This window comes from Acinetobacter sp. FDAARGOS_559 (genome assembly GCF_003940475.1).
GTDB lineage: Bacteria > Pseudomonadota > Gammaproteobacteria > Pseudomonadales > Moraxellaceae > Acinetobacter > Acinetobacter baumannii.
In genome coordinates this window covers 2,062,878-2,089,045 of sequence record NZ_RKJG01000005.1, presented here as the reverse complement: position 1 = coordinate 2,089,045, position 26,168 = coordinate 2,062,878, and the positions used below count along the sequence as shown (strand labels likewise).

Annotated in this window: 29 protein-coding genes, 2 tRNA genes and 1 pseudogene; 19 read left to right on the top strand and 13 right to left on the bottom strand. The window is 38.3% G+C overall.

Annotated features, from left to right (window positions below):
• Nucleotides 1-35: 35 nt before the first annotated feature.
• The 3 genes from EGS71_RS11570 to EGS71_RS11560 are packed head-to-tail and all read left to right on the top strand — an operon-like array spanning nucleotide 36 to nucleotide 2,597.
• Entirely contained in the window at nucleotides 36-1,334 is a 1,299-nt protein-coding gene (locus EGS71_RS11570) for an NAD(P)/FAD-dependent oxidoreductase (protein ID WP_000350212.1), read from the top strand.
• A gap of 4 nt (nucleotides 1,335-1,338) precedes the next feature.
• Nucleotides 1,339-2,166, top strand: a complete 828-nt coding sequence (locus EGS71_RS11565; protein WP_000645061.1) for an SAM-dependent methyltransferase — start codon at nucleotides 1,339-1,341, stop codon at nucleotides 2,164-2,166.
• An 8-nt stretch (nucleotides 2,167-2,174) separates the two neighbouring features.
• On the top strand, nucleotides 2,175-2,597 hold the full coding sequence (locus EGS71_RS11560) for a GFA family protein (RefSeq protein ID WP_001144531.1): 423 nt from the start codon (nucleotides 2,175-2,177) through the stop codon (nucleotides 2,595-2,597).
• A 640-nt stretch (nucleotides 2,598-3,237) separates the two neighbouring features.
• Here EGS71_RS11560 and EGS71_RS11555 read toward each other — a convergent pair.
• Both EGS71_RS11555 and sxtP read right to left on the bottom strand, forming a co-directional pair.
• Nucleotides 3,238-3,313, bottom strand: a tRNA-Thr gene (locus tag EGS71_RS11555).
• A gap of 124 nt (nucleotides 3,314-3,437) precedes the next feature.
• Nucleotides 3,438-4,682: a multidrug efflux MFS transporter SxtP gene (gene sxtP / locus EGS71_RS11550; protein ID WP_001089019.1), complete on the bottom strand. Its 1,245-nt coding sequence runs from the start codon at nucleotides 4,680-4,682 to the stop codon at nucleotides 3,438-3,440.
• 138 nt (nucleotides 4,683-4,820) lie between these two features.
• Here sxtP and sxtR point away from each other — a divergent pair, with 138 nt between their 5' ends.
• Nucleotides 4,821-5,741, top strand: coding sequence for a multidrug efflux pump transcriptional activator SxtR (gene sxtR, locus EGS71_RS11545; RefSeq protein WP_000423163.1), 921 nt, complete (start codon nucleotides 4,821-4,823; stop codon nucleotides 5,739-5,741).
• Here the strand turns inward: sxtR and EGS71_RS11540 are convergent.
• Nucleotides 5,738-6,625, bottom strand: coding sequence for a DMT family transporter (locus tag EGS71_RS11540; RefSeq protein WP_001061062.1), 888 nt, complete (start codon nucleotides 6,623-6,625; stop codon nucleotides 5,738-5,740). The two genes, sxtR and EGS71_RS11540, sit on opposite strands and share 4 nt — an antisense overlap.
• 227 nt (nucleotides 6,626-6,852) lie before the next feature.
• Here EGS71_RS11540 and EGS71_RS11535 point away from each other — a divergent pair, with 227 nt between their 5' ends.
• The gene (locus EGS71_RS11535) at nucleotides 6,853-7,596 is read left to right on the top strand and encodes a hypothetical protein (protein WP_000597370.1); all 744 of its coding nucleotides are present in this window, start codon (nucleotides 6,853-6,855) and stop codon (nucleotides 7,594-7,596) included.
• 24 nt (nucleotides 7,597-7,620) lie between these two features.
• Nucleotides 7,621-8,013 (top strand): hypothetical protein, encoded by a 393-nt coding sequence (locus EGS71_RS11530; protein WP_000789145.1) that lies wholly within the window; start codon nucleotides 7,621-7,623, stop codon nucleotides 8,011-8,013.
• A gap of 45 nt (nucleotides 8,014-8,058) precedes the next feature.
• On the opposite strand, the gene EGS71_RS11525 is transcribed toward EGS71_RS11530, so the two are convergent.
• Both EGS71_RS11525 and EGS71_RS11520 read right to left on the bottom strand, forming a co-directional pair.
• Nucleotides 8,059-9,060 carry an aldo/keto reductase gene (locus tag EGS71_RS11525; protein ID WP_000877469.1) on the bottom strand — a complete coding sequence of 334 codons (1,002 nt, stop codon included), beginning with the start codon at nucleotides 9,058-9,060 and terminating at the stop codon, nucleotides 8,059-8,061.
• 111 nt (nucleotides 9,061-9,171) lie between these two features.
• Nucleotides 9,172-10,074, bottom strand: coding sequence for a helix-turn-helix domain-containing protein (locus EGS71_RS11520; RefSeq protein WP_000447716.1), 903 nt, complete (start codon nucleotides 10,072-10,074; stop codon nucleotides 9,172-9,174).
• A gap of 1,128 nt (nucleotides 10,075-11,202) precedes the next feature.
• Here EGS71_RS11520 and EGS71_RS11510 point away from each other — a divergent pair.
• Nucleotides 11,203-11,754: a TetR/AcrR family transcriptional regulator gene (locus EGS71_RS11510; protein ID WP_000792713.1), complete on the top strand. Its 552-nt coding sequence runs from the start codon at nucleotides 11,203-11,205 to the stop codon at nucleotides 11,752-11,754.
• A gap of 53 nt (nucleotides 11,755-11,807) precedes the next feature.
• Here EGS71_RS11510 and EGS71_RS11505 read toward each other — a convergent pair whose 3' ends face one another.
• Complete coding sequence (locus EGS71_RS11505) at nucleotides 11,808-12,224, bottom strand: carboxymuconolactone decarboxylase family protein (RefSeq protein WP_000455803.1); 417 nt, start codon at nucleotides 12,222-12,224, stop codon at nucleotides 11,808-11,810.
• Between the two features lie 111 nt (nucleotides 12,225-12,335).
• On the opposite strand from EGS71_RS11505, the gene EGS71_RS11500 reads away from it, so the two are divergent.
• Nucleotides 12,336-12,650: a winged helix-turn-helix transcriptional regulator gene (locus tag EGS71_RS11500; protein WP_000654308.1), complete on the top strand. Its 315-nt coding sequence runs from the start codon at nucleotides 12,336-12,338 to the stop codon at nucleotides 12,648-12,650.
• A 79-nt stretch (nucleotides 12,651-12,729) separates the two neighbouring features.
• Here EGS71_RS11500 and EGS71_RS11495 read toward each other — a convergent pair whose 3' ends face one another.
• A complete protein-coding gene (locus EGS71_RS11495) occupies nucleotides 12,730-13,392 on the bottom strand; it encodes a hypothetical protein (protein WP_000142810.1) in 663 nt (220 codons plus the stop codon).
• Nucleotides 13,393-13,471: 79 nt separating this feature from the next.
• Between EGS71_RS11495 and EGS71_RS11490 the strand changes: the two genes are divergently transcribed.
• From EGS71_RS11490 to EGS71_RS11480, 3 genes are read left to right on the top strand one after another with little or no spacing between them, the layout of a single operon-like run.
• On the top strand, nucleotides 13,472-13,834 hold the full coding sequence (locus EGS71_RS11490; RefSeq protein ID WP_000897078.1) for a hypothetical protein: 363 nt from the start codon (nucleotides 13,472-13,474) through the stop codon (nucleotides 13,832-13,834).
• Nucleotides 13,831-14,982, top strand: a complete 1,152-nt coding sequence (locus EGS71_RS11485) for a DUF2515 family protein (RefSeq protein WP_000016867.1) — start codon at nucleotides 13,831-13,833, stop codon at nucleotides 14,980-14,982. The genes EGS71_RS11490 and EGS71_RS11485 overlap by 4 nt, the downstream gene beginning before the upstream one ends.
• A complete protein-coding gene (locus EGS71_RS11480; protein ID WP_000968049.1) occupies nucleotides 14,966-15,847 on the top strand; it encodes a hypothetical protein in 882 nt (293 codons plus the stop codon). The genes EGS71_RS11485 and EGS71_RS11480 overlap by 17 nt, the downstream gene beginning before the upstream one ends.
• 64 nt (nucleotides 15,848-15,911) lie before the next feature.
• Here the strand turns inward: EGS71_RS11480 and EGS71_RS11475 are convergent.
• A pseudogene (locus EGS71_RS11475) lies at nucleotides 15,912-16,130 on the bottom strand (DUF6500 family protein).
• A gap of 27 nt (nucleotides 16,131-16,157) precedes the next feature.
• The gene (locus EGS71_RS11470; RefSeq protein ID WP_000128772.1) at nucleotides 16,158-16,493 is read right to left on the bottom strand and encodes a winged helix-turn-helix transcriptional regulator; all 336 of its coding nucleotides are present in this window, start codon (nucleotides 16,491-16,493) and stop codon (nucleotides 16,158-16,160) included.
• Nucleotides 16,494-16,609: 116 nt separating this feature from the next.
• Here EGS71_RS11470 and EGS71_RS11460 point away from each other — a divergent pair, with 116 nt between their 5' ends.
• The 4 genes from EGS71_RS11460 (at nucleotide 16,610) to EGS71_RS11445 (ending at nucleotide 19,174) form a co-directional block, all read left to right on the top strand.
• Nucleotides 16,610-17,167, top strand: a complete 558-nt coding sequence (locus EGS71_RS11460) for an NAD(P)H-dependent oxidoreductase (RefSeq protein WP_000753359.1) — start codon at nucleotides 16,610-16,612, stop codon at nucleotides 17,165-17,167.
• 175 nt (nucleotides 17,168-17,342) lie between these two features.
• Nucleotides 17,343-18,299, top strand: a complete 957-nt coding sequence (locus tag EGS71_RS11455) for an AbaSI family restriction endonuclease (protein WP_000492974.1) — start codon at nucleotides 17,343-17,345, stop codon at nucleotides 18,297-18,299.
• Entirely contained in the window at nucleotides 18,293-18,751 is a 459-nt protein-coding gene (locus EGS71_RS11450; RefSeq protein ID WP_000917508.1) for a hypothetical protein, read from the top strand. Before EGS71_RS11455 ends, EGS71_RS11450 begins: the two co-directional genes overlap by 7 nt.
• An 81-nt stretch (nucleotides 18,752-18,832) precedes the next feature.
• Nucleotides 18,833-19,174 carry a DHCW motif cupin fold protein gene (locus EGS71_RS11445; protein ID WP_001017481.1) on the top strand — a complete coding sequence of 114 codons (342 nt, stop codon included), beginning with the start codon at nucleotides 18,833-18,835 and terminating at the stop codon, nucleotides 19,172-19,174.
• Nucleotides 19,175-19,238: 64 nt separating this feature from the next.
• Here EGS71_RS11445 and EGS71_RS11440 read toward each other — a convergent pair.
• Nucleotides 19,239-19,328 (bottom strand) — tRNA-Ser (locus tag EGS71_RS11440).
• 118 nt (nucleotides 19,329-19,446) lie between these two features.
• On the opposite strand from EGS71_RS11440, the gene EGS71_RS11435 reads away from it, so the two are divergent.
• Entirely contained in the window at nucleotides 19,447-21,324 is a 1,878-nt protein-coding gene (locus EGS71_RS11435) for a potassium transporter Kup (RefSeq protein ID WP_001181667.1), read from the top strand.
• A gap of 55 nt (nucleotides 21,325-21,379) precedes the next feature.
• Here the strand turns inward: EGS71_RS11435 and EGS71_RS11430 are convergent, their stop codons facing one another.
• Complete coding sequence (locus EGS71_RS11430; RefSeq protein ID WP_000581865.1) at nucleotides 21,380-21,823, bottom strand: hypothetical protein; 444 nt, start codon at nucleotides 21,821-21,823, stop codon at nucleotides 21,380-21,382.
• Nucleotides 21,824-22,078: 255 nt separating this feature from the next.
• On the opposite strand from EGS71_RS11430, the gene EGS71_RS11425 reads away from it, so the two are divergent.
• The 3 genes from EGS71_RS11425 to EGS71_RS11415 all read left to right on the top strand — a co-directional run bounded on the left by EGS71_RS11425 (nucleotide 22,079) and on the right by EGS71_RS11415 (nucleotide 24,139).
• Nucleotides 22,079-23,158: a DNA/RNA non-specific endonuclease gene (locus tag EGS71_RS11425; RefSeq protein ID WP_000157127.1), complete on the top strand. Its 1,080-nt coding sequence runs from the start codon at nucleotides 22,079-22,081 to the stop codon at nucleotides 23,156-23,158.
• Between the two features lie 93 nt (nucleotides 23,159-23,251).
• Complete coding sequence (locus tag EGS71_RS11420; RefSeq protein ID WP_000458283.1) at nucleotides 23,252-23,851, top strand: LysE family translocator; 600 nt, start codon at nucleotides 23,252-23,254, stop codon at nucleotides 23,849-23,851.
• A gap of 45 nt (nucleotides 23,852-23,896) precedes the next feature.
• Complete coding sequence (locus tag EGS71_RS11415; protein WP_000476049.1) at nucleotides 23,897-24,139, top strand: hypothetical protein; 243 nt, start codon at nucleotides 23,897-23,899, stop codon at nucleotides 24,137-24,139.
• Nucleotides 24,140-24,317: 178 nt separating this feature from the next.
• Here the strand turns inward: EGS71_RS11415 and aqpZ are convergent, their stop codons facing one another.
• Together aqpZ and EGS71_RS11405 are read right to left on the bottom strand one after the other, a co-directional pair.
• Entirely contained in the window at nucleotides 24,318-25,007 is a 690-nt protein-coding gene (gene aqpZ, locus EGS71_RS11410; protein WP_002010915.1) for an aquaporin Z, read from the bottom strand.
• Nucleotides 25,008-25,139: 132 nt separating this feature from the next.
• Entirely contained in the window at nucleotides 25,140-26,144 is a 1,005-nt protein-coding gene (locus tag EGS71_RS11405; protein ID WP_001135876.1) for an AraC family transcriptional regulator, read from the bottom strand.
• Nucleotides 26,145-26,168 lie beyond the last annotated feature (24 nt).

Genomic DNA, 26,168 nt, shown 5'->3' with positions numbered 1-26,168 from the left:
TAATCAAAAAAATTCTCGAAAAATGGGACATCATTTTGGATATCGCAATTATTGGCAGTGGAATGGCAGGACTTGCAGCAGCAAGAATTCTGAAAGATGCAGGACATACAATCACGATATTTGAAGCACTTCCTGGCCGGGGAATGGACAGTCATAGCATTGAGTTCGATGGTGGGATTATTGATGCACCATTGCGTGTTATGAACCCGCATCTATGGAAAAATACACTCAGCCTTGCTGCACACTTAGGCATTAAAACCTTTCCGGTTCGTACCTATATGTCTTGTAGCTGGTTATTTGAAGATCGTACTGAAACATGGTTAACCACATCTCGTAGCCGTATTGGTAATTTCCCAATTATCAATAACCGTAAAGGTATCCAGCAATATGGCTGGCGTCTGGTAAAAGGGATGCTGCAATTAAAAACTGCGATTCACCAGTTCTTTAAATCTAAAAATCAAGATATTACTCTCGCTGAATTTATTAATCAGAACGATATTGAAGAAGTATTCTGGCATGGTGTAGTTATGCCGGTGCTTTATACGATTTGTACATGTAACCCAAAAACAATTGGTGATTGGCCTGCGAAAAACCTTCTTGAGTTTTTGCGTCATTTAACTGATGGTGACATGTTGTTGCGTATGAAAGGCGGTACACCTGCATTTGTAGACAGCTTAATTAAAGGCATTGATATCCATAGCGGTTCGGCAATTAAAAAAGTTGAGCTACAAGGTGAAAAAGTACTGGTCGAAAATGAAAAAGGTGACCAAGGTACATTTGACCGCGTTATTGTGGCGACACCAACTTCTAAACTTGAAGAGTTCTTAAACCCTGAACAGTTTGCAGAAGATATGAATCTGCTTAAACAGTTCCGCTTTGAACAAGGCGACTTGGTTATTCATACAGATGCAACAGTAATGCCACCACGCCGTAAAGACTGGTCAGTGCTGAGCTATATGATGGACCGTAAGTTTACTCGTCAGCAGTTTACAGTTTGGATGAATGCCGTTGAGCCATCACTGGTAGGTAAAAATCCTGTATTCCAAACTTGGCGTCCAGTAGTTGATATTGACCCTAAAAAAGTCATTTCAAAAGTGACCTTAACGCGTGCAGTTGTAGACTCTCAAACCATTGCTTTAAACAAAGAGCTACAACAACGTCACTTAGAACCAAACCGTAAAGTATTCTACTGTGGTTCATGGTCATGTGATGGTTTGCCAATTTTAGAGTCAGCAGTGACTTCTGCGATGCATATTGCTGAAATTTTAGGTGCACCTTTACCATTCGTGGGATTAAAGCCTAAGGTCGAAGTTGCCCCTGAACTCGGTTACTAAAATTGTGAAAGCAAAAGTTCGAGCAGCTCTTTCTCGATTTATCCCTCATAAATATGCAATTGATGCATCAAGTTTGGGGGATAGTGAAGAGCTTGCTTGGACAAACTTGGGTTTTTGGAAAAATACCCAAACCTACCGTGAAGCTTGTCGCCAATTGGCTGATCATTTGGCACAAGCTGTCAATTTAAATTCAAAAGATCATCTCTTAGATTTAGGTTGTGGGCAGGGTGCAAGTTTATTGCACTGGTTACAGCACTATCACCCCAAAAGCCTCAGTGCTGTTGAACTACAAGCCTCATGTGTTAATAAAATTCAAAAATTTATTCCTGAAATAAGTCAGATTTTCTGTGGTTCATTTTTAAATTTAAAACAATTTGAATTTAAACAACGCTTCGATGTGGTGCTCTGTATCGATGCGGCTTATCACAGTCATTTAAATTCATTGCTGGATTCGGTTACTCCCATTTTAAATTCAAAAGGACGATTAGGTTTTCATTACTTGATGCGTGCCGACTCATGTCACAACATGACCATGCTACAAGAACAAAAGCATCGTTACTTACTTAAAGCAGCCGATGTCACTTGGGATGCCTTACTCACGGAAGAGATACTGAGAACTACCTTGGAACAACAAGGTTTTACAGATATTAAAATCGAAGATTTATCAGAACAGGTATTATTAGGTTTTTCACAGTATATTCAAAATCAACAAGCACAAAGCCATAACAGAGGGTTGGCAAATTTTAAAATCCTAATGACTGCAAAGTTATGCCAACAACTCTATCAAAATGGGTATGTACGTTATATTCAAATAACAGCAATAAAAAAATAGGGTGAGCCATGCCAGTTAAATATCAAGGATCATGTTTATGTGGAGCTGTGAGCTATCAAAGCGATGCAGAGCCACGTTATAGTTTTAATTGCCATTGTCGAGATTGCCAAAAGGCAACAGGTTCGGCCTATGCTCCAATCGCTTTTTTTCATCAATCTGAATTGAAAATAAGTGGCGAACTAAAATATTTTGAGACATTAGGTTCTTCTGGTCGTCCCATTAAAAGAGCCTTTTGCCCGACTTGTGGTTCTCAACTTTTTGGCTTACCTGAACTTGTTCCTGAAATGATTTCAATACGCGCAGGCACTTTGGATGACCCAAGTCTCTATCATCCTAAAGCGGAGGTTTTTGTGAGTCAGACCTATGCTTGGGACATGCTGAATCCAAACCTTAAACACTTTGAAAAAATGATAGAGAAGAGCAAGAAATAAGGCTTAATTAAAGAAGCCAAATATTGCCAAAGCACAGATTAAAGTAAGACTGCCAAGAGCTAAAAATAATATGGTTTTTCTAAATTTTAGCTGAGGCATTTTACTTACAAGGATAATAAGGCATGCAAGGATGATCACTAAAGATTGAAAAAGGTTTAAAGGTAGATTAGACATCTCGTTCCTTGTTGTTTTTAAATTTATTTTAGAAATAAAGTAATAAACTCATTATATCGTTTTCTTATTTAATTGAAGAACATAACTTCTTATAAATTCATATTTTTATTTCCATGATAGATAAATCAAGTTTTAAATTTAAAAGAACCATGTACGCTTTTTCCTACATCCATTCAGGAAATTGTCGTCTTTCTATGACCTCATGAATTGCCTATGATGAACTCATCAGGAACAGGAAGTTCCAAAACGTAAAACAACAATAATAAGTTTAAGCACCAGGACGTGAGGTATTACAGGATGTATGCCTAGTAACGAAATACGAAAAAAGCCCAACAGGATGTTGGGCTTTTTTCATTTCTTATTAACGAATTTCTTTACCACCTAAGGCGGCACAGTCAAAAGGTCTATTCCAAAACCTACAGACAACAAAAAACCCCATAAATCAAATATTCATGAGGTTTAATGATGGTGCCGGCACACGGATTCGAACTGTGGACCTACTGATTACAAGTCAGTTGCTCTACCAACTGAGCTATGCCGGCGATGTGGAGTGAATTTTACAGTTTCTTAAAAAAAATACAAGCCAAAAAATGAGCATTTAAATTTTTTCATATGATTTTTAAATGCTCATCGGGTTTAGCCTAAAAAAGTTAAGGTTTTACTACATTAATGCGCTTTGGCATGTGATGTATAAATCGCTAAAAATATTCCAATTAAAGACAAGAACACGGTTAAGCCGACAATCGCACTCCAGCCACCGTGTAACCAGAACCAACCGCCCGCCGAGCCGACAATACTTGAACCCATATAGTAAAACAGCAAGTAAAGCGAACTGGCATGAGCTTTAGCTTGTTTGCTTTCAGCACCCACAGAACTACTCGTAAGTGAGTGGGTAATAAAGAAGCCTGTGGTAATAAATGCGATGCCAATGATAATGCCGAAAAGAGAGCTGAGCAGGGTCATGAGACTACCCACGATCATCAAGGCAAAGCCACTCATCATCATGGTTTTTTTACCGAAGCGATCGGCTAAGCTACCTGCCAACGATGAAGACACCATACCAAAGCTATACGACAAGAAAATAAGGCTAATTTGTGTCTGGCTGAGTGAATAAGGTGCGCCGCTTAAGCGGAAGGTCGCATAGTTAAACAGGGTGACAAAAACACTGGTGAGCAAGAAACCAATGGCAAATAGGCGTAATAATTTAGTATTGCTTAAATGAGCACGCCACATTTGCATGTGAAAGCCTAAATTCAGCCCTTTTTTCTGCACAAAATTACGCGATGCGGGAAGTAATTTTAAAAATGCAATTGAGCAAATAAAACAGATTGCTCCAAGTAGGCCTAAGGCGGCGCGCCATGAAAAATATTCAACCAAAATACCCATACCGACACGGCCCATCATGCCACCAAAGGCTGTACCTGCAATATATAAACCCATAGTTTTACCGAGGTGTTCAGGTGCAATTTCTTCGGCAATCCAAGCCATAGTCACTGCGGGTACGCCACCGAGTAATAAACCTTCTAACGCACGCGCCATCAGTAAACTGTGCCAGTTCGGTGTAAACATCGAGACAATATTTAAAATTGCTGCACACAGCATTGATGTAAAAATCACACCGCGACGGCCAATCGCTTGTGAAAAGGCACTCGATAGCACAATCGAAATGGCTAAAAAGGCAGTCGTTAATGACAGTGCCAAAGAGCTACTCGCAGGACTAATCTGAAAGCTTTGGCTAAATGCAGGTAAGAGTGGCTGTACACAATAAATTAGAGAGAAGCTGGCAAAACCTACGAGGAATAAAGCAAATCCTGCATGTTTATAAGCTTTAGTCCCTTTGTGAATCCACTCACGGGAAAGAACAGACGTTGCCTCAGTGTTTAAGGTACTGGGTGTAGATGAAGAGTTCATATCATGACCATGACAGAAAAAAGAGCAGTGCCTAAAGGCATGCTGCATCGAGAAAATTCGATAAATTAAAATTAGCAATTTAGAAGCTATTTTTCTAATATATTTAATAATGGGACACGATATGTTTTATATATAACAATGGAACTCAGGCATATACGCTACTTTTTGGCAGTAGCAGAAGAAAAAAACTTTACCAAAGCTGCGCAGCGCTTAAACATGAGCCAGCCGCCCTTAAGTATGCAAATACGAGACTTAGAAGAAGAGCTCGGTGCAGATTTATTTATTCGTTCGCCTCATGGGGTGGAGCTGACCGAAGCGGGGCTTGCCTTTTTAAATGCCATTCAGCCAGTGCAGCAGCGTGTAGAAGATGCAGCAAACCTTGTTAAGCAAGTGGCAAATGGCGAAGTGGGTCAATTAAGGTTAGGCTTTACAGGTACTTCAATGTTGAATCCTTTAATTCCTAAATGTGTTCGCTATTTCCAGCAGCAATACCCGAAAGTAAATTTAAAGCTTGAAGAAGCCAATACCTTACTGCTCATCGATTTATTGCTTGAAGACCGTTTAGATGTCGCAATTATTCGCTCGCCACGCAATATGCCGGATAGCCTCATTCTTCAAGAATTATTGGCTGAGCCGCTCATTGCTGCTTTACCTTCAGAGTCTTTTCAACTCGACGATGTATCACAGGAAATTGATTTAACTGCGCTGCGAGAACTTGATTTTATTGTCTCGCCACCTTCAGTGAGTGCAGGGCTTTTTGATGCGATTAAACAAGCCTGCCATGAGCGTGGCTTTGAACCGAAAATTGGACAAAATGCCCCGCAAATTGTGTCAATTTTATCGTTGGTATCTGCAAACTTAGGGGTGTCTTTGGTTCCCGAGTCGACCAAACAATTGCAAATACAAGGTGTGGCTTATCGCTCTTTGAAAGCGCCTGTACCTACGGTGGGTTTAGGGCTTGCTTATAAGAAACATGCCCCTTCACAGATGGCGATTAACTTTGCCAGTGTGGTGCAAGTGGCTTGTCACCACGCCAACGAAATAAATGAAATCAGCTAGTTTGATTTCGGCGCTCTGTTCATTAAAAAGATGCCTGAAATAATGAAGATTGCACCATATAAAAACGATAAAGTCGGCTGTTCATGAATGAAAACCCAAGCCATGAGCGCTGCAAAAATAGGTTCTGAAAGCTCGGTCACTTGTACCTTTGCGGCACTCATATAAGACAACGCTTTAGTGGTACAGAAAAAGCCGAGTATGGTTGGTAGAACGGCTAAACCAATCAAACCTAAGACAATGTCGATATTAAAGTGTATAGCATGTAAATTTACTAAAAACGGAACTGCAAGATAAACACTACCAAACAGCAGTAAGTATTTAGTCAAAAACAGGCCGCCGTTTAATTTGAACTTTTTCACTAAAACCGAAAATAGGCCATAACCCGTACCGGCAATAGAAGCATTAATCAGCATTAAAAGACTATTTTCACCTTTCCACGAAATAATGCTAATCCCAGCAACCGCCAATAATGTTCCAATAAGCGAATGAATGTAGATGCTTTCTTTTAAAATGAACCTCCCAAAAAATAGGGCAGAGATGGCAGCCGAAGCCATGAGTACCACCACGACATTGGCCGCAGCACCGTGGTTATAGGCAATAGTCTCGAAAAAGAATAGCGAGAAAATTCCTAAAAAAGCACATATAGCAATTTGAGCAAAAACGCTGAGTTTACTTGGTGTGCTGCTAATAAATGCAATCTTTTGGCTAACAGGCACTTTAAATAAAAACATACTTAAAAAGAAAAAGGCGATAATGGTTTTTAAAAAGGCAATGTCTTGCGGGTTTAAACCACTGTGCATGAGTAATTTACTAATTACACCAATAGATGCATTTAAAGCCGCTGCACACAGTGCAAATAGGGTTCCAATAATTAAATTATTCACTCTTATAATTCTTCCTAATTTTTACGCATGCAGTCTACATTATTTTTTGGTTGAATATTCAATTAAAATAATCAGTTAAGGTTGAATATTTTCAAAAATTATTCTGTATGGATTTAACTATTTTTATAAAAACCTAAACTCTTCTAATAGACTTTTGTTTCAAATAATTGTGATTTATAGCGCCAGCTCATATTATATAATTAGTTAATTATTAAAGAATTTTAAAAATGATTAAATCGATTATTTCAGGTTGCGCGGTTCTTACACTTTCGGCTTTGGCGGTGACCCATGCAGAGTTTTCTTATGAACAAGAATTACAACAAGGCTGTAATAAAGTGAAGCAATACGCGAGCTTAGGTAAGAAATTCTACGATCAAAAACAATATAAAAAAGCGCTCGAAAATTTCCAGAACCAAGCCTCTTGGACTGCTTTTTGTAAGGCTAATGCAGATGAAACCACAGTTAAATTTACCGACCGTGATATTGAAGTTGCCAACAATAACGTGGGCTTAGCCTATGCCAAATTGGGTCAGCCACTTTGGGCAAGAGCATGGTTTATGCTTGATGAAAAATCAAAGTCTAGTCAATTTAACCTTAAGCAGTTGCCTCAACCTAAAGCATCAAATGATTTGTCGGGTGAGTACGTCCGTTACTCAGGTTTTGGTGAGTGGGATCACATCACGGTAAGTCGTAAACAGGGCCAATATGCAATTAGCTATGCTGGTTTATATATGGGCTTACGAAGCTTAATTTATGGCCCAAATATGGGTGAGTTTGACACCAAAATGCCGGCCAATGCCAAGCAAACCATTTATAAAGATCAAGACTGCCGTATTCAGCTCGATTTTAGAACCAATGCGAAATTAGGAAATTATATTCAGGTTAAACAAAGCGAAGGTGAGTCGGGGTGTGGCTTTGGACATAACGTTTATGCCGATGGAACGTATTTAAAAGTTGAGTCTGGAAAATAAGATTAAACATATAGGAACACAATAATGAAAAATATATTTGCACCTTTACTGCTTGTTTCAACGGTTATTTTTTCTGCTCACATTTATGCAGAGCCGACTAGTACCTGTAAGGAAGTGAAATTCCAAAAGGCCGATGAGGCGTGGAGTGGGCACTATTATTTACATGGTGTAATGGAAGTCGGTTCAGAACTTTTACTTCAGCCAGATGGCAAGTTTCAATGGATGCTTGCTGTGGGTGCTTTAGACCAATATGCCGAAGGCACATGGTGGAAAAATGGAGACTGTATTGGCTTAAAACCAGAGGCTAAATTTAAAAAGGATTTAAGTATTTTCCCTGAAAGCCTAACGATTTCGGATAAATCCTTAGATGCGATCTGGGAAGGTGGACGCCAGCAAGGCACATATAGCAAAGACTAAACTAAAAAGTCCGACACTGAGTCGGACTTTTTAATAACTCATATTTTAGTGGTTGACCGCAGCAAGTTGCTGAGCGTTATAGCGTGCGCCCATGTTTGGGTATCTCGCAATAATCGCTTCAATTTCTGCCAAATCTGCTGGTGTTAAATGAAGGTCTACAGCACCCGCATTTTCCACAAGTCGCTCGATTTTACGCGTACCCGGAATTGGAATAATGTCGTCACCTTGCGCCAAAATCCAAGCCAAAGCCAGTTGAGCCGCTGTCGCATTTTTGCTTTGAGCAAACTCGCTAAATGCTTGTGCCAAGCTTTGGTTATTTTTCCAGTTATCGCCCTGATAACGTGGTAACTGGTGACGGAAATCATTTTCGTCTAAGTTATTTACATCAAGCGTATTGGTGATTAAACCACGCGATAACGGAGAATATGGCACAAGGCTAATACCTAACTCACGAATGGTTTGCAAATGGGTTTGCTCAAACTCACGGGTAAGTAGCGAATATTCATGTTGAACCGCTGCAATCGGGTGAATCGCATGTGCTTTACGAATGGTTTCAGCCGAAGCTTCACTGAGTCCTAAATAACGAACTTTACCTTGTTTGACCAAGTCCGCCATTGCGCCAATGGTATCTTCAACCGGAACATTTGGGTCTATGCGGTGTGCATAATACAAATCAATCACGTCTGTATTTAAGCGTCTTAAGCTGTTTTCGACCGCGACTTTAATCCACTCAGGTGAGCCGTCGATATAAGACTCTAAAGAATTTTTCGGGTTGAGGTTATCTTCTTTATAGCGGAAGCCAAATTTGGTCGCCAAGAACACTTTGTCACGGTGTTTTTCTAAAACTTTTGAGAGCAACACTTCGTTTGCGCCGTTGCCGTACATGTCGGCAGTGTCCCAAAAGTTAATGCCGAGGTCCAAGGCTTTTTCTAAAGTTGCAATGCTTTGTGTGTCGTCTGAGGCACCATAGGCAAAGCTCATTCCCATGCAACCTAAACCAAGTGCTGATACTTTTTCGCCCGTTTGTCCTAAAGTTCTATATTTCATTTTTCACACTCTTTTTGCAAAATCACTTGAGTAGAAAAAATATAAAATGCTTTGGCTCAAACTGACGTATAACATTCAAACCAATAATTATAAAATTCAAACAATCTGTTTTTAGGCCACACAGTCTTCGCGGAATTTTTTAGGCGAAAAGCCCGTATTTTTCTTAAAGAAATTGGTGAAATACGCTGAATATTCAAAGCCTAAGCTATAGGCAATTTCGGAAATATTCCAACTGGTGTGTTGTAGCAGCGCTTTGGCTTCTTGCGTAATGCGCGAGCTAATATGTTCAGACGTAGTTTTACCTGTGGCTTCTTTTACAGCTCGGTTTAAATGGTTCACATGCACTGACAAGCCATAGGCAAAGTCATTTGCAGTTTTGAGTTTAAGCTGAAAATGTGGCGAGTCGATGGGGAACTGGCGCTCTAATAATTCAAAGAACAAATGGCAAATGCGTACCGAAGCATTACTATGTTTTTCAAACTGTTGGGTCGGTTGCATTTTCATGGCTTCATGCACAATCAGGTGCAAATAATTTCTTAAAACGTTGTATTTATGAATGTAGTCTGAGTTTATTTCATTCATCATCTTTTTGAAAATAAATGAAATTTCTTCAACTTGTTGGTCGTTTAAAAAATACAGCGGGTCGCCGTCGACTTTAAACAGCGGAGAGTCTTTTAAAAAGCTTTGTCGCGATTCTTGGTTTACAAACTCTTCGGTAAATAGACAAAACCAGCCTGCCTGTTCAGGCGAATTAATTTCCCATGCGTAGGGCACCATCGGGTTTGAAAACAGCAAAGCAGGGCGGTCGACTCGTATCCAGCGGTTAGCATAGTGAAGTTCACCTGTGCCTAAAACCAGTGAAATTTTATAATAATCGCGGCGGCTATAAGGTGTGAGGAACGAGCAAGCATCGCGTTGGAACACGTTAAAATGTCCAAACGACGTCGATGGAACCGAGTAATCGCTATCTCTGGTTAAAGAAAAGCGGCGATAAAAATCATGTATGGTTTCCATGTCTTTGCCTGCATGCATTATCAATTTATTTAAAGTTATAAAATTCAAACTTTATTTACTGTAGCTTTTATTTATAGCGTGATCAATCTGTTCATTTAAACAGGTTTGAAAATGAATAATAAATTAACAATGAGAAAAATGAGCCAATAGAAATAAAAATATTTTATAAATTAATAATATATGAATATTGACACTTAAAAATTTGATAATTATTCTTTGTCTGCAACCGATTCTGCGGTAGAACGAAAAGGGGACACTTTCGGGTGTGCTGGTACTGTACCCAGCCTGCTAACCCCTTTTCGTTTTGCCATCATTTTACGATAGAGCGAAAAGGGTGACACCTTCGGGTGTATTGGGTTTTCCTTTGTGTACCATCTGCTAACCCCTTTTCGTTCTGTCACCATTCTACGGTAGAGTGATAAGAGGACACTTTCGAGTGTGCTGGTTCTGTATGGCCAGTCTGCTAACCTCTTTTCGTTCTGCCACCAATTTTACTATTATGATGATATCGTTAAATTTAAATTAAAGGTCTTTTTAGCTTAAATATCTAATTGAATAAACAAAAATAATTATTTAACCAATTTCTATTCAACCTTACATTGACACCCAAAAACACGCGGATTATCCTTTGCCTGCTGGCCACATTGCCAGTCGATTTTGACAGATCGATATAACACACAAGACATCAAAAAGTTCTCTTTTTGGTGGCGAACTCGTTCGTCCCCCTTCGTAGCGGTAGGGCGAGGGAGGGACGCCTTGTGCGTGCTGATTCTTGTGTGTCAGTCTGTCAACCTTCTCTCGTTCTACCACCATCATTTGACAGTGATCAGGTAGAACTCCTTTACACACAAGGAGTCCGCACATGCGTACTATTTCAACTCTTTCATTGGCAACCTTCGCCAAAATCTTTGACTCTATACCCAACTGGTCTTTAAAACGGTTTAACCGACTTTAGGTTTTAAGCCATAGGTCATTACGACTAAAAAATCATAGCAACAATAAAACCCGAGATAGGCGAGCACACCATTTTTGTGCGGTTTTTGCATGCCTGTATTTAACGCTCAATTTAAGAGCGACGGCATTTCTATCTCTTTTATTTACAACAAAAAATTATTTTAAGCGATATACATGAAAAATTTAGAAGCTTCATTTAGAGCATTGCGAGTGCTCCACACGGCAAAAGATTTATTTAACCAATACGGGTTTCATAAGGTAGGGGTAGACCGAATTATTGCCGACTCCCAAATTCCCAAAGCAACCTTTTACAACTACTTCCATTCAAAAGAAAGGCTCATCCAGATGAGCTTAACTTTTCAAACAGACGCTTTAAAAGAAGAGGTATTTTCCACGATCTATTCGTATCGTGAACTGATGGTGTTCGATAAACTTAAGAGAATTTTCTTTTTACATGCTGACTCAGACGGGCTTTATCGTTTGCCTTTTAAAGCAATTTTTGAAATAGAAAAACATTATCCGTCGGCTTATAAAGTGGTTATTGATTACCGAAACTGGCTTATTCAGGAAATTCATAAACTACTTTTAACTGTAAAATCTGCCGCTACAGTTGAAGATGCGCATATGTTTTTGTTTGTGGTCGATGGAGCAATGGTGCAGCTTTTAAGTTCAAATCAAACTGATGAAAGGGAGCATCTGATTGATTATTTTTTAAGTCGGGTTTGATGGGGAAAGGCCTAGATTTAGGCCTTTTTTAAACTTAAAAATTTGTATGGGGCTTAATCGCCTAAGGTAATTCTTAATCTGTTTAATGCCCCCATTAAAGAAATACTCGCCGTTAAATCTACAATCTCTTTTTCACTAAAATGCTGAGCCAAACTTTCTCTGGTCGCTTCAATTTGTTTCGGGTCATTTAAAGAAGTAATTGCGGATGCAAACTCCAAAACGACTTTTTGTTTTTCAGAAAAGGCTTTTGAATGTTTATAACCCGGTATTTGGTCGATAACTTCTTGAGCTATGCCAAAGTCTCTTAATTCCTTGGAATGAAAAGCACAACAATACGCGCAACCATTGATTTGAGATACATACAACTCGGCTAAAGCAATCAGTTTTGGGTCTAAATCTGAAGATCTAATAGATGAATGAGCTGAATATAAATGCCCGATGGTTTTCTTTGAAATTTCTTTATATTCCACAGTAAATATCCGTGATGGGTTAGATAGAAGCATTATTTATAATTAGGTATAGGTTGTAAATTAGGCATTTTTTTGTTATGTAGGTATATTTATTATACTTAGTAATCATCTATGAAAGATAACATTTCAGGCTGTACAGTCGAAGAAGCCATGACGGTGTTAGGTGGTCGTTGGCGCATGCTCATTATTTCTTTTTTATTAGAAAGAACAATGCGTTTTAATGAGTTACGCAGAGCAATTCCTAATATTTCTCAAAGAATGCTGACTTTAGAGCTACGTTTCTTAGAAGAAGAAGGCTTTATTTTAAGAGAAGTCTATGCACAAGTTCCTGTTAAGGTTGAATATTCTTTAACTGCGGAAGGCCGAAAATTAGAAAAGCTAGTTGATGTATTAAAAGAAATCGGAGGATGGCTTAAATCGAGATAGTTTTGTTTATTGTAAGAGGAGTTGTTTGATTATTTTAAAGGTGGGATGGGGAAAGGCTAATAGAGGCTACCTTAAAAGATTATTTTCTATTCAGTGTATTAGAGCTATTATTTAAAAATTCTCCAAAAAAATATTCATCTTTGGTTTGAAAAAAGAAGTTAAATTCTTTGCTCATCATAGAGTCATGTTGAGCTTGCTTACGAAAAATAGGAGATATTTGGTTTAAATAATAATAAATACAGTCAGCCATATTATTAAATACTTTTAATGGTTTTAAGCTGGAATATAATTCTGTCAGTGCATTAATAATAGGCCGAATATCTGGATTAAATGTCCATAGCAAAATTTCATTTTTCTCACATCTAATTACTTCATATTCTTCTAGTTTATTAGGTTGAATTGAGTAAATTTGTGCCCCATTTTTACTATAAGTCGAATATAATAATTTTGTGATTTCTAACTGTGAATGTGAAATTTCTTGTTCACGTATTAATTTAGATGTCTTCAATAAATTTGGTAGCTCATGAATATTCTGTTTCGTAAAATTATTGAAAGAAAGCATAACATTTTGGATAAGGTTTAATTCGCCAGTTCCTGTAATAATACCGTTTTCCCATGGAAAGAACTTTTGAACACCGTCTTGATATAAATATGAGCCATTATCCTGATACGATATAGTACTACGTGTGTCTGCTGCAATCGCAATACTATCCTCAAGTTGAATAGCAAGAATAAAGGTCATAATATTAAGATAATTTAGTTAATTTCATGAAATCTATTATAGGAAGACAAATAAATTTTTACCAGATAAGGTTTTGTATATGGCCGGCGGTTCTCAGATTATTATCAATAAAAATGGTATTACATTAATTACTCCAGCAAAGTTTGAGGTAAAGGCTGGACAGCACCTATTTAAAGGTGGGGCTGAAGTCGGGGTAAATATTCAAGGATTACCCGCTTATGAGGCATATAACGAGAAATTCCAAATGTTATTACCTTCGGGTGAACCCATGAAAAAAGTAGATTATAAAATTTCTACCGATGGAAATGAGTACATCTCTCAAGCAGATGACAAGGGTAGATCTAAGCGTATTCATACTTCAAAGGAAGAAAATTTAAAGTTGGATTTAAATTGGATAAGTTTCGAGGCTGATTCTGCTGACAATAATGGTGATGCTAAATGAGTGGAAGTCTTGATTGGGACAGTAATACCAATACTACGGAAAATAGCTGTAAAACCGTTCAATGTGATTGCTTAACTTTCTGGGAAATTTATCAGCAAGAGGCCATAAAAAGAGTTTCTAACCTTAAAAGTGCGAATCATTACAAACTTGAACCTGGGTATGAGGCCAGAGCAAGGCGTATTGCTTCTGTTTATGCCAGAATTTATTTAGAACAAGAAATCTCAGGTACTAAACTATTTAAGGGGCGTTACTATTGGATGGGGCTTGGGGCATTTGCCTCTAAAACAGTAGCTGCTATTTTTAAACATGGATTGACTGCATGGGGATACAAGTGGGCACCTGTGATTTCTGGTGCCCTAGGCGGTGTTTTAACAGCTCCTGTTATTAATTCTATGATTCGGGATCCTGTACACTCTTTTGCTAAGGGCAATTTATGGTTATTTATGGATATTGCCCCATGGCATTATGCATGGAGTGCTTCATCAACCTCCTTTAAAACTTGTATGAAAGCCCGAAAAGTATCTGGTTTTAAACATATTAAAAAACAAGTCGAGAATTTACCTTGGTCTAACTCCTTATCAGTTATTAAACAATTAGGATGGACTGACCAAATAGAAGAAGGTTTTGGGTATTTACCTGATATTGAGAACACTTTTAAGCGAGTAGGGAAAACTCGAAATGATAATTTTAAAACAGCCTCTAAAAATCTTTTTGATCATCTAATGGCGATTGCAGTTCAAGAACAATATAATATTTTACAAGAACTTGTTTGGAAGGAGTGGAAAGTCCAGAAACAGGCTTCTTTACAACGATTTACTGGTTTACCAGATAGTACTCTTGTTTTAACTAGCGATTATGGGGTCGATGCAGTTAAACCTAATAAACAAGGACAGTATAAAGGGCGTCATGCAGGGGTTCTATCCCAATTGCCTGAAACGGTTTATAGCGAACCATTAGAGGGTACACAAGTTGAAGTTTATGATAGTCGTATGAAATGGATTAAAGTTGCAGCAGCTAAGTATCATCGATTAATGCAAAGTGATAAAGGAAGAGACTTTTTAGAAAAAGAATTAGAAACTATTGCAGGATGGGGAAATAGCAAAGCAGAGTTTAAAGTAGGGAAAGATAGTAATGATGGCAAAATTTAAACAATATTTCCTAATCTTTATTTTTGGATTATTACTTTCCGCTTGTCAGCCAACATCAGAACATAATGAGAATTTGACTATGAATCAGCAAGCCTACACTTTGCATATGGGTGAACAAGGTATTCAAGATTTTTCAAAGTATAGTAATGGTAATGTCGATAATCATCCGGCTGGCGTTAGCTTTAGAGAGCTTCAATTTTCTCCTCCTAACTTAGGAAAATTAACTATAGATAATGGTCCTAACAGTTTATCGATTGACCATGTTTTCTCTGTATTAGGAACTCAATATGACAAAAATGAAGGGATCCAAGTTTTAGATATTGATGCTGGCCTCACAAAAGAAGAATTTGCTACCCCAGAGCAGGTTTATCAAAGCTATGTAGCTTTAATGAAACGTATTAATCAGGCTGGCTGGAAAAACTATTTCTTTACAGATGCTCCGCGTATTGCTAAAGGAGATAATATTAAGCATCTATCGAAAAGTCGTGATGTCATTGATCCTAGTTATATTTTTAGCTTTGAGGAGTGGAAAAATATAATAAACAACAGCCCAACAAAATCATTGGGTTATAGATTGTACGCTAATGGGATTATTTTAGATATCAGTTTAAAAAGAACAGCTAAGAATGAGCGTAATGAAGAGCAATATATGCTTAGATTTAGCTTTCAGAGTGTTCGATACAATGAAAGAGACTCAATTCCTGACTCTGATAAAATGACACCTAGTGAATTCGAGCAAGCGTTTAAAAAGAGATTAATTGAAAATAAAAAATATCGGGAAAAGGAGGAGAGAAAAGCTAAGGCTGAGGGCTATCATATCGATGAAGAATATACAGATCCTGATGTTTGGTCATATGTTAAATAGAAGTTTTTAAAATAAAAAAAAGGCTTAATTTACTTAAATTTAAGCCTTTTAAATAATTCTATTTTTAGCTTTCACTCAAAACCAATTGTTTAATCTTCACAGCCTTCTCGAAGTGATCTAGCTTATGCTCCATAATCCATCAATGCGCTGCTTCCATAAGTAGTTCAGGGTTATCATTTTTATTTTTAAAAAAAGCATAAAAAGACAGACCGACATTATCTCCCTTCTTCTCAATTTTATCGTCGCATCCCTTAATAAAAATTTCTCTTAATTCATGTCTCATATTGAGTATCACTTTCAGTCTATAAAACTAAGAATTCATATTCCGCTCGCCCCATTGGCACATCATATCTAGCAAAGGAATTAAAGACTGTCCTCTTTCAGAAAGACGATACTCAACCTTTGGTGGAATTTGAGGATATTCCTTACGAATAATCAGTTCGTCTCTTTCTAACTCTTTGAGTGTATTGCTCAGCGTTCTAAATGAAATATTGCCAATACAGCGCTGCAACTCATTAAAACGCATAACGGTTTTTCCATACAGCCAATACATGATGATCATCTTATATTTGCCATTAATTAAAGAAAGGGTATAGCCAAAACCTGTTTCTTCTAATGGCGTATTTGATGGAAGGCAGTCAGTCATTTTTAAAATCTACACTATCTTTTAGTATAGTATATAACAAAAATTACCGTACTTATATTTAGGAAAGCACACTTCTATAATCGATTTATCTACTTTTCGATAAGAGTGTTTTTATAATGAAAAAGACATTAGTGATCGTTGCACATCCTCACATAGACCAGTCTGTAATTAATAAAAGATGGGTAGAGGAGTTAGAAAAATATCCCGACCAATTTACAGTTCACCAGATTTATCAAGCCTACCCAGATGGCGTAATTGATGTTGCCAAAGAACAAGCGCTTGTAGAAGAATACGAAAATTTAGTCTTTCAATTTCCAGTGTATTGGTTTAACTGTCCGCCACTGTTGAAACAATGGCTTGATGAAGTTTTGGCGTATGGTTGGGCTTATGGTTCAACAGGTGACAAGCTTAAAAATAAAAAATTTATGTTGGCGGTGTCTGCAGGTGCTCAAGAAAAAGTTTATTCAGAGCAAGGTGAATATAAGCTTTCGTTAGAGCAGATTTTTAGTTCTTTTGAACTTACTGCTTTATATGTTGGGGCGGTCTATCAACCGCTTTATGCATTTTATGGTTTAGACACAAACCCTTCACCAGATGATGCTATTCCAACTCACCAAGAAATAGATAACAGTGCCGTTCAGTATGTTCAGAAGTTATTAGCTTTGTCTGAGTAAATTTAAAGATAGAAAGGCCTAAGCGTGAGGGTTTGGGTCTTTCCTTACAAATAAATAGTTTCAGTGTAAGATATCTTTATGATTTAAATAATTATTATTTTTTTCAATTAAGCGACAATGGAAATTTAGAGGAGTAAAATTACAGCTTTACTTATAGATTACTAAAAATTCAGTTATGTTCAGTTCAGATTTAACAGATTATGTCATTCGACAATTAGGTCGGACTAAAAATAAACGTTATGAAGCATATGTAGTTAGTCGAATTATTCATTTACTTAACGACATTACTTTAAAATTTGTCACTCAACAGTTTGTTAGATTATCAAATAAGAAAATTGCTTTAACTGATTTATATTTTCCTCAACTTGGTATTCATATTGAAGTTGATGAAGGGCATCACTTTTTAAGAAATAGTAAAATGGAGTATTCACTCAACCAAATAGATGAGCCTCTTTATAGTATCTCTCAAACAGAAAGTGACGCTATGAGAGAAGAAGATATTATTAGTATTACTGAACATAAAATTTTTCGGGTAAATGTTTATAAAAATCAGGAAGGTCAACCTCAAAATTTAGAGAGTATTCATCAACAAATTGATAAAATTATAGAAGAAATAAAGACTGCAAAGAATAAGCTGGTAGAAGAGTTTAAGTTTAAAGAATGGAATATAGAAACAGAATATAACCCTCAAACTTATATTGATTTAGGACGCATCAGCCTAGCTGACAATGTAGTATTAAAAACAACAAAAGATGTCTGTAATTGCTTTGGTTATAACTATAAAAATTATCAGAGAGGTGGAGCACTTCATCCATATGAAAAAGATACCTTAATCTGGTTTCCTAGACTTTATGAAAATAAGGATTGGATAAATACTATATCGCCTGATGGCTTAACAATTACTGAAAAGTCGACAGATGAAACTATTACACTTAAAAAATTAGAAGAGTGGAAAAATGGCCCACAGAAAAGAATTGTCTTTGCAAGAGTTAAAGATAATTTGAGTAGTCGGGCTATGTACCGTTTTATGGGCTTATATGAATTTCAAAAAGCGGATTTAAAAGATGGAGCGGTATGGAAACGGGTGAAATGTGAAGTCCAAACGTATTCTCCCAAGGAAACCAAATGCTAAAGCCTAGAATCTTTATAACTATCGGATTACTTCTTGCTGGATTAAGTTTATTTGCAGTCCTTGAGACATACGAGAAAAAGACTAACATTGAAAAAGAACAGGCAAGTCGAGTTGCTATTTCCTTTTTTAATTCACTTTCTAATGGAGACTCAGCTACAGCATACAAATATGTTTGGTCAGGCGAGAACTTAAATATTCGAAATGCTGAAATACCCCAAATTTATAAAGACTCAAAAGTTCTAGAAGTGCTAAAAGTTCGTTACGACTCGGCAAAAAATAGACCTGATTACTATCAACAATTTTATAAAATGATTTCACTTACCATAAAGATAAAAAAAGTACATGCAGATCTTGCTGGTAACCCTGCGGGAACCTATATCGTGTTTGTAACTGTTGTAAAAAAAGATCCAAAATCTAATTGGCTCGTTACTGAGCTGGGCAGTGGGGGCTAATAAATAATTATTTTTAAATCGTTTGCAAAAACCAATTTTGTCTATAAGTTGAAAACACAATAATACGTCTTTGGAAAAACTATGAATATCGCACCTTTTCCATTTCAAATTACAAATTGGGAAGAAATAGAAGTCACTGAATATAGTGGTGAAACAGGTAAAGCTTATTGGAAAACTCAATTTTTTGGTGAAGAAACAAATAAGATTAGAGTGAGACTTGTCGAGTACTCAGCAAATTACTTAGCTGACCATTGGTGCGAAAAAGGGCATATATTATTTTGCCTAGAAGGCGAGCTAGAAAGTAGATTAAAAGATGGAAGAACATTTACTTTAACTTCAGGCATGAGTTATCAAGTCGGAGACAATTCAGAGCCACACCAGTCTTTTAGCCTGAATGGTGCGAAGTTACTTATCGTTGATTAAATTAATTTTATTTAAGTTAAATAAAAAAGATCTAAATCAAAACGATTAGGTCTTTTTTGAATTCTGGCGGTGAGAGAGGGATTCGAACCCTCGATACGCGTAAACGTATACACACTTTCCAGGCGTGCTCCTTCAGCCACTCGGACACCTCACCAAGGCGTGCGATAGTAACTAAAAAAACGAGTCCTGCCAAGATTTAAGACGAGCTTTACAGAAAAAAAATAATAGAGGTGATAAGATTGCGCTAAAAATCATATTGGTTTAATTACACAATGCAAAATACGGCCAAAAAAGCGACCTTGCCTGCCACGGCTTTGGCAGCTCTTGGAGTGGTCTTTGGAGACATCGGAACAAGTCCGCTCTATGCCTTGAAAGAGTCCTTCCATGCAGCGCATGGGTTGGGAATTCAGCCTGAAAACGTATTAGGAATTTTATCCATTATTTTTTGGTGCTTAATGCTGATTATTAGCATCAAGTATGTCGCAATCGTGATGCGTGCAGACAACAATGGCGAAGGCGGCATCATGGCCTTACTCGCGTTGAATTTGCGTAAAGCGAAAATTGCCGACAACAAAAAAATCTACATGATTGCGATAGGCTTTATTGGGGCATCACTGTTCTTTGGTGACGGTATTATTACCCCAGCCATTTCGGTATTGTCTGCGGTCGAAGGGTTGTCTATTGCAACCGATGTATTTGACCCGTTCATTATGCCTATTGCAATTGCCATTATCGTCACGCTGTTTTTGGTGCAAAAGCACGGTACGGCGTTTGTAGGTAAGTTTTTTGGTCCAATTACGCTTGTGTGGTTCTTATCTTTAGGAATCTTGGGTATTCACAGTGTCATCCAAACCCCTGTGGTACTAGGCATGTTTAGTCCGCATTGGGCGATCCAGTTTATCTATCACCATCCGATCATGACATTTTTTGTGATGGGTGCTGTGGTGTTAACAGTGACTGGTGGTGAAGCGCTATATGCCGATATGGGACATTTCGGACCAGTTCCGATTCGTCTGGCGTGGTTCTTTGTGGTATTGCCATGCTTGGTTTTAAACTACGCAGGACAGGGCGCGTTATTACTCAGAGACCCAGCGGCAATTGAAAACCCGTTCTATTTACTGGTGCCGCAGTGGGCCTTGTACCCAATGATTATTATGGCAACCATGGCAACTGTCATTGCTTCTCAAGCCGTAATTTCTGGGGTGTTTTCTCTTGCGCGCCAAGCGATTCAATTGGGATATTTACCGCGTTTAAGTATTAAACATACGTCTGAGTCTGAAGAAGGTCAGATTTATGTACCTTTCTTAAACTGGTTACTTTTAATCGCAATTATTATCTTAATTTTAATCTTCAAAACCAGCTCGAACTTGGCAAGTGCATATGGTTTGGCCGTAACTTTGACCATGCTCTGTGACACGATTTTGGTTGCCGTGTTTATCTACTCGGCGTGGAAGTGGAGCCTGCCAAAAGTGCTTCTCCTGATTATTCCGTTCTTTATTTTAGAGTCGGTATTGGTCGGTGCAACTTCACTTAAAATCTTGTCGGGCGGTTGGGTGCCATTACTGATTGGTGCAATTGCAGTGACCATTTTAATGACATGGAAACGTGGCCGTGAGCTTACTTTTGCTAAGCTTGAACACGATACTTTGTCACTCGATTTGTTTGTAAAAAGTATTGGTAATAGTGTGCACTGGGTGCCGGGCGATGCTGTATTTATGACAGGTACACCGAATGTTGTGCCACATGCCATGCTGCATAATATTAAGCACAACAAGGTACTGCATCAGCGTAATATCTTGGTCACTGTAGTGATTGAAGATGTACCGTTTGTTGCACCTGAAGAGCGTATTACAACAGAAACCTTAGCTGAACATTTCTTCCGTATTAAAATTTTCTACGGCTTTAAAGATGAAATGAATGTGCCGAAAGCATTGATGCAAGCCTATGAACAATTAGGCCTTGAATATGACTTGATGCATATCAGCTTCTTTATTTCGCGTGATCGTATTGTTCACTCTGTGGGTGACGGCATGTCGCCGTGGAGAGAAAAGCTGTTTATTTCAATGCAGCGTAATACCAGTCCGGTCAGTGATTTCTATCAAATTCCAACTAACCGCGTTGTTGAATTAGGTAGTCAAATCGAAATATAAAATTTGATGTAATAAAAAAACCAAGACATATGTCTTGGTTTTTTTATGGCTCGGATTATTGAGCTTGTGTCATAGGTGCATCTGCTGGTAACGCCCCATCTTTTGCCATTGGGTCTGCTGATTGGTTCGGGTTAGCAGTTGGCGGTGGAGTGTTCGGATCTTGTGGCGCTGGAGCCGCTTGATTCGGTGCAGGTGGCACTGCATCAGTTGGTGCAGCTGGAGGAGCCATTTCACCGCCCGCTGGAGGTGCTGGTGGAACATCTGCCGGAATAGGAGCACCGGTAGGCGCTGCGCTTGTTGGTGCAGCAGAAACTTGCTGTACTTGTCCGCTATTGACCAAATCGCTAATAGAACCTGGTTGGCCGTTAACGGTTGTAGTCACTTTTACTTTAGATAAGCTTTCTAAAGTATCACCTGGCTGGACTGCTGGTTCAGCCAAAGCAGCCATACTACACAATCCTGTGATTACGCCAATACCAATAATCTTTGAATGGATCATTAAATGGACTCCGATTATATTTTTATCCAAATTTGTGGAGCTAACCATGTCATAAGCCCTAAGTGCATTTCAACGAAAGATACGCAATTGGCGTAATTCAATAGCCAAAGGCTCTCATAATGCCAACAGACTGTTACGTAAAACCGATTAGAGTTACAAAAAAGATGACCACGTTTTAACCATTTGAAAGATAAGCGATATACTTAAAAAAGCAGGATTGTTAAGCTGCGTGTGGACAGTGGTATTGATAGAAACATGGCAAGTAAAAAACGTAGTAAAGGTACAAATTCATTTTCTCTAAGTGAGCATTTTGGCAAGATTATTCTTGCTTGTATTGCAGCTGGAAGCTTTGCAATTGCTTTCGGCAGTGAAAAGATTTCGCAGTGGTTTTCGCCTTTAAGTACTAACTCGACTTGTCTTAACCAGTTTTATCGTGAAGTTCCGCCTGCTTTAAATAAAGAAAGCTTAAAAAAAGACAGCTATCCGCTGTGCTTTAACGGTTTTAATGTCCTCTATTCAGGCATTTCTAAAACACCATTATGGTCGGCCGAGCATTTAGATGCAGAACGTTTAAGTGTCAAAATTAAACGTGAAGATAACTTCCATGAAGAAACGCGTGTTCCTCAAAAGCATCGGGCACTTTTAAGTGACTACCGTGGTTCAGGATATGACCGTGGGCACATGGCACCAAATGGCGATATGCCAAATAAAGAATCACAGTCTGATAGTTTCTCGCTCAGCAATATGGTGCCGCAAGCGCCTAAAAATAACCAAGAAGTCTGGCGTAAACTTGAAGAAGCAACCCGTGCCATTGTCACCAAGCAAAAACAAGATGTATATGTCGTGACAGGACCTGTTTTTGAGGGTAAACGTCTCAAAACGATTGGGCAGGGCGTGATTGTACCTACCGCAGTTTATAAAGCGGTGTATATGCCAAAAACTGGCGCTATTGGGGCTTACTACGCACCTAACAATAACTCGCAGCAAGTGAAGGTAGTGAGTGTTTGTTATATAGAAGAAAAGCTTGGTATTAACTTATTTCCACAGCTTACAGAACAGCAAAAACGTAACGTTTATCGCTTACCGTTAACTGCTAGCCAAGTTAAACCTAACCAAAAGCTCGACTATTTGCATTGGGATGGTGAAAGCCAGTGCGAACAAGACCTAAGCGCAGAACAAATTCAAGCGTTACAAGATCAGTTTAAAAAGCAAAAAACAGGTTCTTCTGAACCGATGGAAGCAAAAGTTCCAAGTATTGATGAAGAAACTAGAGATGCCATTGTGAAACAATTGGTTGAAGCCTTGGTGAACTATTTCTTGCAAATAATGAAATAAGAAGCTTCTAGCACTGTTGTGAAGCCTGAATCGTTACAATAAGATGAATAGACAGATCTGTCTGTTCAACTATTTATTCGAATAAGGATAATAATGTTTGCCTCGATGTTTCTTTTTTCTTTTGCAATGTCGATTACACCCGGTCCGGTCAATACAGTTATTTTATCGACCAGCTTAAATCATGGTTTAAAAAGATCACTTCCCTATATTTCAGGTGCCACCATTGGCTTTACCTTACTTTTGATTTTTATGGCATTTGGTCTTCAGAGTTTATTAACTCAGTTTCCTGTTGTATTAAAGATTCTTGCAGTTTGTGGAACGCTATTTGTTTGTTATATCGGGATTAAAATTATTCTTTCTGCTGCAAATATTTCTATTTCCAGTGTTCCTGTAGAGCAAATGATTATTCCTAATTTTAAAGATGGGTTCTTATTACAATGGCTGAATCCCAAAGCATGGTTGGCTTGTGTGTCGGGCATTACCATGTTTACTAGCATTGAAAACCCGCAGTCATTGCCGATCTTTATCGTTATTTATTTTTTCACTTGCTACGTGTGTTTGTTCTTTTGGGGGTTCTGTGGTGATAAATTTTCAGTGGTACTGAATAAGGGCAACCGTTTGAAATATTTTAATATCCTAATGGGCGCTTTCTTAATTTTGTCGGCACTTTTAATTTTGATTGATTTTTTTTAAATTGGTCGTATTACACTGTGAAGATATAACAACGAGACAACAGCTATGTTTAAGCCATTTGAAAAGGGTACTGAGTCTTCTTCAATTGAAGATTTAACATTAGAAAATGATGTCGATTGCGTGAGTATTTATGGCAATTTGCAAATCACTAAAGACAAAGTCGGGTTAGAGCAGGCAAAGGCATTGCAGAGTTTTTTTAATGATGTAGTTGCAGCTTTGGAAAAAGAAGAATTGCCTGAGAAAATTGAACGTCTAGCTGAACAAGAAATTAATAATCCGTTTTTGTAATAAATATATTTTACTCAATTTGCTATCGCGACGGCGGCACGGATGCCGCCTGTTTCACTGCGTTACATGGAAGTAACGTCAGTGAAACGAATGAGTTTTGTCACTTTTGCTCACTCAAAAGTGAGGCATTACCTATACAACTACAACTTGAGTGAACGCGGTATTTGCGGTCGTGCAGTTAATCTTTGTCCCCAGCAACTACCTTATAAATAATTGCCCCAATCACAGCCCCTAAAATCGGTGCTACCCAGAACAACCACAACTGACTTAACGCAGCCGTTTCAGCAAAGAACGCAACACCTGTACTACGTGCAGGGTTTACCGAAGTGTTCGTAACCGGAATACTGATTAAGTGAATGAGTGTTAAGCCTAAACCAATCGCGATAGGAGCGAAGCCAGCAGGTGCACGGCGGTCAGTTGCCCCTAAAATAATGATTAAGAAGAAAGCAGTAAGAACCACTTCAATAATGAAAGCAGAACCTAAACCAAATTTATTTTGTGATAAGTCACCAAAACCATTGGTTGCAAACCCGCCAACACCACTAAAGCCTGCTTGGCCTTGAGCAATAATATAAAGAACAAATGCAGCAGCAGTCGCACCAACCACTTGCGCAACAATATACGGAATTAAATCTTTAACATCGAAGCGGCCACCGACCCAAAGGCCAACACTTACCGCGGGATTGAAATGTCCACCTGAGATATGCCCTAGAGCATAAGCACCTGTGAGTACGGTTAAACCAAAGGCAAGGGCTACACCTGCAAAGCCAATACCAAGTTCAGGGAAAGCTGCGGCTAAAACTGCGCTACCGCAACCACCAAAGACTAGCCAAAACGTACCTAGGAATTCAGCAAAATATTTATTCATTGTGATTACTCATCTATTGATCTATTTTTTAATTAATGTGAAATACGTCACAAAAAATTAAGCATGTGACTATATGAAATTTTTGTTTTCAGTGTTGTTTTAATCAAGAAAAGATTTGTAAGTTTTGGTTGGTTATTCTTTGTTTAAAAATTGATCTCTCCACCGTTGTGGGGTTTGCTTGGTCCAATGCTTAAATGCTCTTTGAAAGGCACTTTGTTCTGAATAACAAAGTAAAAGCGCAATCTCTTGCAGGCTTAAATGTGGGTCTTTTAAATATTCGGTTGCCAGCATAAAGCGTACTTGCTGAACACGTTCCTGAAAGGTGGTGTTCTGCTGTTGTAAGTGCCTTTGGAGTTGACGAACCGATAGGCCTAATTGAGCTGCAATATATTCAATTTGATACTGATTCTTTTGCAGACCAGTCAAAATTGAATGCTGTAAACGCTGATCGAGTTGGGTTGAATTGGGTAACTGTTCTAAAAGTGCTTGAGCCTGCTGAACTAATAGCTGCTGTAAGGTGTGGTCTGCACTACTAAGCGGCTTGTGAATTTCGGTAATGGGTATAAGTAACTCTGTACGGGGCTGGCTAAAACGAACGGGACATTGAAAGTACTGCTCGTAAACTCTGATATTTTTAGGGGCAGCATTTAAGAAACGTACTTCATGTAACTGCACATCTTCATGAGACATAAAAAGACGTAAGAATTGAATCACCAAGGCAATTGCGATTTCATCGGTAAGCTGGGTAGGGTGTAGCTCAGTCGCTTCCCAGCGAATAGAACCATATCTCCCTTGTAGCTCAACCACTAATGGGCTCCCGTCATAAATTAGACGGTGAAAGTCATGGTAACGAATTAAGGCTTCACCTAAGTTATCGCAAGAGAGAGCAAGGTAGGCAATAATGCCTAAATGTTTGGGTTGTACATATTTGGCAATTTCTAGCCCTAATCCCGGCTTCGGGTCTAGTTTATAAATAACTTCTAATAGGTCGCGCCAAACCACATAGTCAAAGCGTTCCAGATTTTGGATTTGTTCTAATTGTTCAGGAATAGCTAACCCATTGGCTTCGCAATAAGCCTTTAAAAGATGCCCCAGTCCTCCATATACCGAGCCTGTATAATTTTTTAGTTGTGGCATCCCTAACCACCTCTTTCTTGTCGT

Excerpts from the sequence above, each read along its gene's own strand:
- EGS71_RS11560 (WP_001144531.1), top strand. The coding sequence starts at position 2,175 with ATGCCAGTTAAATATCAAGGATCATGTTTATGTGGAGCTGTGAGCTAT.
- sxtP (WP_001089019.1), bottom strand. The coding sequence starts at position 4,682 with ATGAACTCTTCATCTACACCCAGTACCTTAAACACTGAGGCAACGTCT.
- sxtR (WP_000423163.1), top strand. The coding sequence starts at position 4,821 with ATGGAACTCAGGCATATACGCTACTTTTTGGCAGTAGCAGAAGAAAAA.
- EGS71_RS11535 (WP_000597370.1), top strand. The coding sequence starts at position 6,853 with ATGATTAAATCGATTATTTCAGGTTGCGCGGTTCTTACACTTTCGGCT.
- EGS71_RS11530 (WP_000789145.1), top strand. The coding sequence starts at position 7,621 with ATGAAAAATATATTTGCACCTTTACTGCTTGTTTCAACGGTTATTTTT.
- EGS71_RS11525 (WP_000877469.1), bottom strand. The coding sequence starts at position 9,060 with ATGAAATATAGAACTTTAGGACAAACGGGCGAAAAAGTATCAGCACTT.
- EGS71_RS11520 (WP_000447716.1), bottom strand. The coding sequence starts at position 10,074 with ATGGAAACCATACATGATTTTTATCGCCGCTTTTCTTTAACCAGAGAT.
- EGS71_RS11510 (WP_000792713.1), top strand. The coding sequence starts at position 11,203 with ATGAAAAATTTAGAAGCTTCATTTAGAGCATTGCGAGTGCTCCACACG.
- EGS71_RS11500 (WP_000654308.1), top strand. The coding sequence starts at position 12,336 with ATGAAAGATAACATTTCAGGCTGTACAGTCGAAGAAGCCATGACGGTG.
- EGS71_RS11495 (WP_000142810.1), bottom strand. The coding sequence starts at position 13,392 with ATGACCTTTATTCTTGCTATTCAACTTGAGGATAGTATTGCGATTGCA.
- EGS71_RS11490 (WP_000897078.1), top strand. The coding sequence starts at position 13,472 with ATGGCCGGCGGTTCTCAGATTATTATCAATAAAAATGGTATTACATTA.
- EGS71_RS11485 (WP_000016867.1), top strand. The coding sequence starts at position 13,831 with ATGAGTGGAAGTCTTGATTGGGACAGTAATACCAATACTACGGAAAAT.
- EGS71_RS11480 (WP_000968049.1), top strand. The coding sequence starts at position 14,966 with ATGATGGCAAAATTTAAACAATATTTCCTAATCTTTATTTTTGGATTA.
- EGS71_RS11470 (WP_000128772.1), bottom strand. The coding sequence starts at position 16,493 with ATGACTGACTGCCTTCCATCAAATACGCCATTAGAAGAAACAGGTTTT.
- EGS71_RS11460 (WP_000753359.1), top strand. The coding sequence starts at position 16,610 with ATGAAAAAGACATTAGTGATCGTTGCACATCCTCACATAGACCAGTCT.
- EGS71_RS11455 (WP_000492974.1), top strand. The coding sequence starts at position 17,343 with ATGTTCAGTTCAGATTTAACAGATTATGTCATTCGACAATTAGGTCGG.
- EGS71_RS11450 (WP_000917508.1), top strand. The coding sequence starts at position 18,293 with ATGCTAAAGCCTAGAATCTTTATAACTATCGGATTACTTCTTGCTGGA.
- EGS71_RS11445 (WP_001017481.1), top strand. The coding sequence starts at position 18,833 with ATGAATATCGCACCTTTTCCATTTCAAATTACAAATTGGGAAGAAATA.
- EGS71_RS11435 (WP_001181667.1), top strand. The coding sequence starts at position 19,447 with ATGCAAAATACGGCCAAAAAAGCGACCTTGCCTGCCACGGCTTTGGCA.
- EGS71_RS11430 (WP_000581865.1), bottom strand. The coding sequence starts at position 21,823 with ATGATCCATTCAAAGATTATTGGTATTGGCGTAATCACAGGATTGTGT.
- EGS71_RS11425 (WP_000157127.1), top strand. The coding sequence starts at position 22,079 with ATGGCAAGTAAAAAACGTAGTAAAGGTACAAATTCATTTTCTCTAAGT.
- EGS71_RS11420 (WP_000458283.1), top strand. The coding sequence starts at position 23,252 with ATGTTTGCCTCGATGTTTCTTTTTTCTTTTGCAATGTCGATTACACCC.
- EGS71_RS11415 (WP_000476049.1), top strand. The coding sequence starts at position 23,897 with ATGTTTAAGCCATTTGAAAAGGGTACTGAGTCTTCTTCAATTGAAGAT.
- aqpZ (WP_002010915.1), bottom strand. The coding sequence starts at position 25,007 with ATGAATAAATATTTTGCTGAATTCCTAGGTACGTTTTGGCTAGTCTTT.
- EGS71_RS11405 (WP_001135876.1), bottom strand. The coding sequence starts at position 26,144 with ATGCCACAACTAAAAAATTATACAGGCTCGGTATATGGAGGACTGGGG.